The 1,512-nt window shown below is 34.3% G+C and carries 1 protein-coding gene; it reads right to left on the bottom strand.

Going from position 1 to position 1,512, the window contains the following annotated elements; translation table 11 throughout:
* Positions 1–192: 192 nt before the first annotated feature.
* Positions 193–1,302: a hypothetical protein gene (locus F0000_RS27280; RefSeq protein ID WP_149627846.1), complete on the bottom strand. Its 1,110-nt coding sequence runs from the start codon at positions 1,300–1,302 to the stop codon at positions 193–195.
* Positions 1,303–1,512: the final 210 nt, after the last annotated feature.

Here is a 1,512-nt window from a genome sequence, read left to right as displayed (position 1 = left end):
GAAAGAACATAGCTTCAGCAAATCCCTCACGAGGTTAACTGTATGCTTTTCTTCAGAGTGAACAGTCAATTACTCTGATGGGATTCTCACCCACTGGATCACCACAGCTTCGTGGCACACTAACGTCAAATATAACAAACGTTGTTGTCCCGAAGGGCAACTATGTTTTGTTATATAGTGTTATAAGCTTTTCTACTTTTCAGATTCTAGTTTTTCCAGTCTTGATTGTAATTCAAGAAGCTTTTTGTTTAACAATTTCACTTCTTCGTTTTCTTTTTCAAGCTTTTGAATTTTCTTTTCTTGCTGGATTGTGTAAAGAGTCAACTCCTCGATTTTCTGAAGCAATTTGGAATCCATTTCTCCAAGTAAAATTCCATTTTCTTCTACTTCTTCGGCACTTGGGATATCCTTTAAATGACCATTTTCTTGAATATGGTTTTCAACTTCTTTGAGTGTTGGTAACTTGTAATTGTCATAGAAAACAAAGTCAGACCATCCTGTTTCCACTTTTATTTCTTTTGCTCTTATTTTCCCGTTTACAGCTAGTTTCCAGCCATTTGGATTAGTTGTTCCTATTCCGACATTGCCTTTAGGCATAGATATATCCCCTCCAGCTTCGTTCATAATGTATAAATGATTAGTACTTGTTGAACCAAATCCCACATATCCCATTCTGGAATTTACATCGTTAAACTCCAACCATCCATAAGAACTTGTTCCATCTGCCGTGTTTCTTAAGCGAATAACAGGACTACTACTATAGATCTCTAAGTCTTGACTTGGATTGGTTGTTCCGATTCCAACATTGCCTTTAGGTATAGATATATCCCCTCCAGCTTCGTTCATAATGTATAAATGATTAGTATTTGTTGAACCAAATCCTACATATCCCATTCTGGAATTTACATCATTAAACTCTAACCATCCATAAGAACTTGTTCCATCTGCAGAGTTTCTTAAGCGAATAACGGGACTGCTACTATAAATCTCTAGGTCTTGACTTGGATTGGTTGTTCCGATTCCAACATTGCCGCCGTTAAAATATGATTTTCCATCTGGTCTTGCAACAACATTTAAGTTTCCATTAATATCTCTTAAATATAAAGCAGGATTTCCATTATTTGCCCAAAACCCACTATTTTGATTATTTGATTGTATGAGATGATACCAAACTGATGGAGTTCCTGTAATATTTTGATTGATATTACCGTTTATGGTCAGGTTACCATTAACAGTTTCGTTTTGAGCTTTCATTCCAAAGCTTATTCCAATTAAGGCAATTACTGTAGTTATTTTTTTCATCTTTCAATTATGTTTTCTACTTCTTATATATTTAAGTGTCTTATTGATTAAAGTTGTTACCTTCATATTTTGAGAAATTGCTTATAACATTATAGGATTAAATCATTTAAGCCAAAGGCGCAATTTGATTTAATCCGCTGTTGTACTATGCGTTTTTTTTTCTTTTTTTAACCTTCTATGGGGATTGAATCCACTTGTTGTTTACTCAAA

This window comes from Aquimarina sp. RZ0 (assembly GCF_008370685.1).
GTDB lineage: Bacteria > Bacteroidota > Bacteroidia > Flavobacteriales > Flavobacteriaceae > Aquimarina.
This window is presented reverse-complemented; position numbering and strand designations above follow the sequence as displayed.